The 4846-nt window shown below is 56.2% G+C and carries 3 protein-coding genes; all 3 read right to left on the bottom strand.

Going from position 1 to position 4846, the window contains the following annotated elements:
* A partial coding sequence (locus JJU14_RS16005; RefSeq protein WP_228614723.1) for an alkaline phosphatase PhoX occupies positions 1–1408 on the bottom strand: 1408 nt, incomplete at its 3' end.
* 152 nt (positions 1409–1560) lie between these two features.
* Positions 1561–4416, bottom strand: a complete 2856-nt coding sequence (locus tag JJU14_RS16010) for a valine--tRNA ligase (RefSeq protein ID WP_228614724.1) — start codon at positions 4414–4416, stop codon at positions 1561–1563.
* A gap of 15 nt (positions 4417–4431) precedes the next feature.
* On the bottom strand, positions 4432–4818 hold the full coding sequence (locus JJU14_RS16015; protein ID WP_228614725.1) for a DNA polymerase III subunit chi: 387 nt from the start codon (positions 4816–4818) through the stop codon (positions 4432–4434).
* Positions 4819–4846: the final 28 nt, after the last annotated feature.

Consider the following 4846-nt stretch of genomic DNA (forward strand, 5'->3'; position numbering starts at 1 on the left):
ATTCCGGACGGTCCATCTTGGTAGCGCCCATGATATCGGCGGCCAGACGGGTGTTCAGCAGTACATCGGCCTGGCTGTCAAAGACATGACCGGCAGCCTTGGCTTTGGCCTGAAAGTCTGCATCCCCAATATCAAGTGGCAACCAGTCACCACTGCCGTCTTCGTTATAGCGGGCCACGTACAAAGTGCCTTCATCCAGCAAGTGCGGGCCTGCGGAGGCTGGATCATATGGCCTGGCCGAAACAAACTTGTAAATGTATTCAAAGCGGGCATCATCGCCCGAATAGGCCACCAGCGGTTTGCCGCTTTCAGGCTTGGCGAAAATCAACCCTTCATGAGCAAAGCGGCCCATGGCGGTGTGTTTCACCGGTGTGCTGTCTGGGTTGAACGGGTCGATTTCGACAATCCAGCCAAAGTTGTTCGGCTCGTTGCGGTAATCCTCGCTGGCTTTATCGGCAAAGGGGGTGGCGTTAAAGCGGCTGATGGCATCATCGCTGCGCCCGGCGGTTTCCCAGTGCAAAATGCTGTGCTCATCGGCAATGCTGTACCGGCGGTGCTCGCGCGGCATCGGTTGCTGATGATTGACAAACAGCAATGCCCAGTTTTCTTCGCAGGTCAGGTAGGTGCCCCAGGGAGTAACGCCATGAGCGCAGTTGTTCAGGGTGCCACGGGTGCGTGTGCCATCCGGGCTGTACTTGGTGACCACCTTGGCGTGGCCACGGACCGGGCCGGTCAATTCCATCGGCGTATTGCCGGTAATGCGACGGTTCAGCGCGCTATCTTGCAGCAACTGCCAGGTGCCATCGGCTTGCTTTTTGATATGGGCCACGGAGACCCCGTGCGCAGCCAGCTCTTTGTGTACTTCTTCGTGATCGCGTGGGATCCCTTTGCCACCAAAGGTATGCAAAATATTGGGATCGACGTACTCATGGTTCATCACCAGCAGACCTTCGTCTGAACTTTGGCCACTTTGTTTTAGATCGATTGGGAAAAAGTGCATGCCATCATGGTGCATGCCCATTTGTTTGGCCTGATCGGCTGCGCTGTGGCTGGCATCGGCCCGGTAGGCTGGCGCATCGGCAGTGAGCGGCGATCCCCAGGGCAAAAATACCTGCGTGCGGTAACCTGCTGGTACGGTGACGGTATCAAAGCGATTGATCGGGATGGCATCAAAACCCAGCAAACCGGCCGGTTGCTGCAACAGGGCCGCCGTTGAACTTTGGTTGCTGCAGCCGAGCAAGCCTTGCCCCAAAAAGCCGGACACGGCCAGCGCCACACTGCCTTGCAAAAAACGGCGCCGGTTCAGGCGCTTATCCAGCACCTCAGAAAACTCCGGGTTGGCTGAGAAGTTGGCTTGCGGCTCTGCGCCTGATAAATCAAATAAGGGTTGTTTGGATGCCTTGGTCATAAAGCTACCTGTTTTTTTTAACTTAAGAGACGCAGTCTGAGCTGCGCTGAAAAACCATGGATGCTAGCGCCAGTCTATGACATTGCGATGACAATTGCAGGCAAAAAAATGGGAGCCGAAGCTCCCATTATGGTCAGCGGGTATCGAGCACTTTACAGCGCAGCGATTTCCTCAATCTGAGCTTCAAGCTTGCCAAGGCTGAGCTTCAGCTCGGCCTGTTTGGCTTTTTCTTTTTCCAGCACTGCTTCCGGTGCATTACTGACAAACTTCTCATTGCCAAGCTTGCCATCCACCCGGGCCAGTTCCTGTTTGGCTTTTTCCAGCAGTTTGCCAAGACGCGCCAGCTCGGCGTCTTTGTCAATCAAGCCGGCCATCGGGATCAGCACATCCATAGCACCGACTTGCTGGGCGGCGCAGGCCGGGGCGGTGTCGGTGCTGCTGAGCACGGTAATGCCGTCAAGCTTGGCCATCACTTGCAGGAAGTTGCGGTTTTGCTCCAGCCGGCGCAATTCGTCGCTGCTAAGCTGACGCAACAAAATCGACAGCGGCTTACCGGGGGAGATATTCATCTCACCGCGGATGGTACGTACCGCCAGGATCACTTGCTTTAACCACTCCAGATCCTGCAGCGCCGTGTCGTTGACTTCCTCGGCCTGATACTCAGGATAGGGCTGCAGCATAATGCTGTCGCCCTCTACGCCAGCCAGTGGCGCGACTTGCTGCCAGATGGTTTCGGTCATAAAAGGCATAATGGGATGCATTAAGCGCAGCAGGCTTTCCAGCACGGTGACCAGAGTACGGCGGGTACCGCGCTGAGCGGCCTCGTCGCCTTGCTGCAACACCGGCTTGGTCAGCTCCAGGTACCAGTCACAGAACTGGTTCCAGGTGAATTCGTACAGGGTGTGGGCAGCCAAATCAAAGCGGTAATTGTCCATCGCCTGACGCACGGCTTTGACCGTATGCTGGTACTGGGTCAGGATCCATTCATCCGCCAGCGACAGCGTCATAGCGCCGCCTTGCTGGCCACAATCCTGGCCCTCGGTGTTCATCAGCACATAGCGGCTGGCATTCCACAGCTTGTTGCAGAAATTGCGGTAGCCTTCCAGTCGCTTCATATCCCAGTTGATGTCCCGGCCGGTTGAGGCCAAAGCCGCCAGGGTGAAGCGCAGTGCATCGGTGCCACTTGCACTGATCCCTTCCGGGAACTGTGTTTGGGTTTGTTTGGCGATTTTCTCGGCTAATTTGGGCTGCATCAGATTGCTGGTGCGTTTGGCCAGCAGGGCTTCCAGGTCAATACCGTCGATCAGATCCAGTGGATCGATGACATTGCCTTTGGATTTGGACATCTTATCGCCGTTTTCATCACGAATAAGGCCAGTGACATACACGGTTTTAAAGGGCACCTGCGGCTTGCCATCGCTGTCTTTGATCAGGTGCATCGTCATCATAATCATCCGGGCCACCCAGAAGAAGATGATGTCAAAGCCGGTGACCAACACATCGGTTGGGTGAAAACGTGCCAGCTCGGGTGTTTGCTCCGGCCAGCCAAGGGTAGAGAAGGTCCAGAGCGCCGAGCTGAACCAGGTATCCAGCACGTCGTCGTCCTGACGCAAGGCAATGCTGTCAGCCAGGCTATGCTTGCTGCGCACTTCCTGTTCGTTGCGGCCAACATAGACGTTGCCGTTATCGTCGTACCAGGCCGGAATGCGATGGCCCCACCACAGCTGACGGGAAATACACCAGTCCTGAATATCGCGCATCCAGCTGTAGTACATGTTTTCGTACTGCTTGGGTACAAACTGAATGTCGCCGTTTTCCACCGCTTCGATGGCGGTTTTGGCCAAAGGCGCCGTACGGACATACCACTGGTCGGTCAGCAGCGGCTCAATCACCACCCCGCTGCGATCGCCATAGGGCAGGGTATTGGTAATGGCTTCGACTTTATCCAGCAAACCGGCGGCGTCAAAGGCGGCGACTATGGCTTTACGGGCAACAAAGCGATCCAGCCCCTGGAACTCGGCCGGGATGGCTGCGCTAAGGTCACTGTTGGCTTCGCCATTGCTGTGGAAGCATTCACCGACAGGTAGAATGGTGGCCTCGGTGCTTAGCACATTGATCATCGGCAGCTGATGGCGCTTACCGACTTCGTAGTCATTAAAATCGTGCGCTGGGGTGATTTTGACGCAGCCACTGCCTTTTTCCATATCGGCGTGGTCGTCGGCAATGATCGGAAGGCGACGATTGACCAGCGGCAGCAGGACTTCTTTGCCAATCAGCGCCTGGTAGCGTGGATCTTCGGCATTGACCGCCACGGCGGTATCACCCAACATGGTTTCCGGCCGCGTGGTGGCGACCACCAGATAATTTTTACCATCGGCAGTGACAGCGCCATCGGCCAGCGGGTAGCGCAAATGCCAGAAATGGCCGTTTTGATCTTTGTTTTCCACTTCCAGATCGGAGATGGCGGTGTGCAGCTTAGGATCCCAGTTCACCAGCCGCTTGCCACGGTAAATCAGATCGTCCTGATACAGCCGGACAAAGACTTCCTGCACCGCATTGGACAGACCTTCGTCCATGGTAAAACGCTCGCGCTGCCAGTCGACTGAGTTGCCCAGCCGGCGCATCTGATCGCTGATGGTGCCACCGGATTCGGCTTTCCACTGCCAAATTTTTTCAATAAAAGCATCACGGCCCAGCGCATGACGATCGGGCTGGCCTTCGGCTGCCAGTTTGCGCTCTACCACCATCTGAGTGGCAATGCCGGCATGATCGGTACCTGCCTGCCACAGGGTGTTTTTGCCCTGCATGCGCTGATAACGGATTAAGGCATCCATAATGGTGTGCTGGAAGGCATGGCCCATATGCAGACTGCCGGTGACATTCGGCGGCGGGATCATGATGCAGTAGTTGTCCTGGCTGTTGTCGCTGCCAGCTTTAAAGTAGCCTTTGCTTTCCCAGGCCTGGTACATGGCCTGCTCAATTTGACTCGGGTTAAAGGTTTTTTCCATCGGGTTACCTGCAAATCAGCTGGTGGACATCATTTCTGGAGTGATGCCAAGCTGACGATAGTGTTTATAGCGGGTTCTGGCTTCGGCTTTAAGTTGCTCGTCGGCCGGAACAAATTCAATAATCTGCGCGAAGCGCCGGGCAAAATCCGGTACCTCGCGGCTTAAATTAATCAGCACCTGCCGTTGCTGGCGCGGCGGCTGCCAGCTGATCTCAACCGGTGCGCCACGGGCCGGGCCTTCACCCGGCAGGTTGTGTGGAATAAAGCGCTCGGGCTCAAATTGCCACAGCCACTCATCCAGGGTAAGCGCATCCTGCTCGGTGGCCGTCAGGATAAAAATACGCTGCTGCTGGCGGTAGGCCTCGGCGCACAGCTCGCAGGCCAGCTGCCAATGCGCTGGGATATCCTGGTTTGGCGCTGTGGCATCTTCC

This window comes from Alkalimonas sp. (assembly GCF_020831925.1).
Lineage (GTDB): Bacteria > Pseudomonadota > Gammaproteobacteria > Enterobacterales > Alteromonadaceae > Alkalimonas.

Excerpts from the sequence above, each read along its gene's own strand:
- JJU14_RS16010 (WP_228614724.1), bottom strand. The coding sequence starts at position 4,416 with ATGGAAAAAACCTTTAACCCGAGTCAAATTGAGCAGGCCATGTACCAG.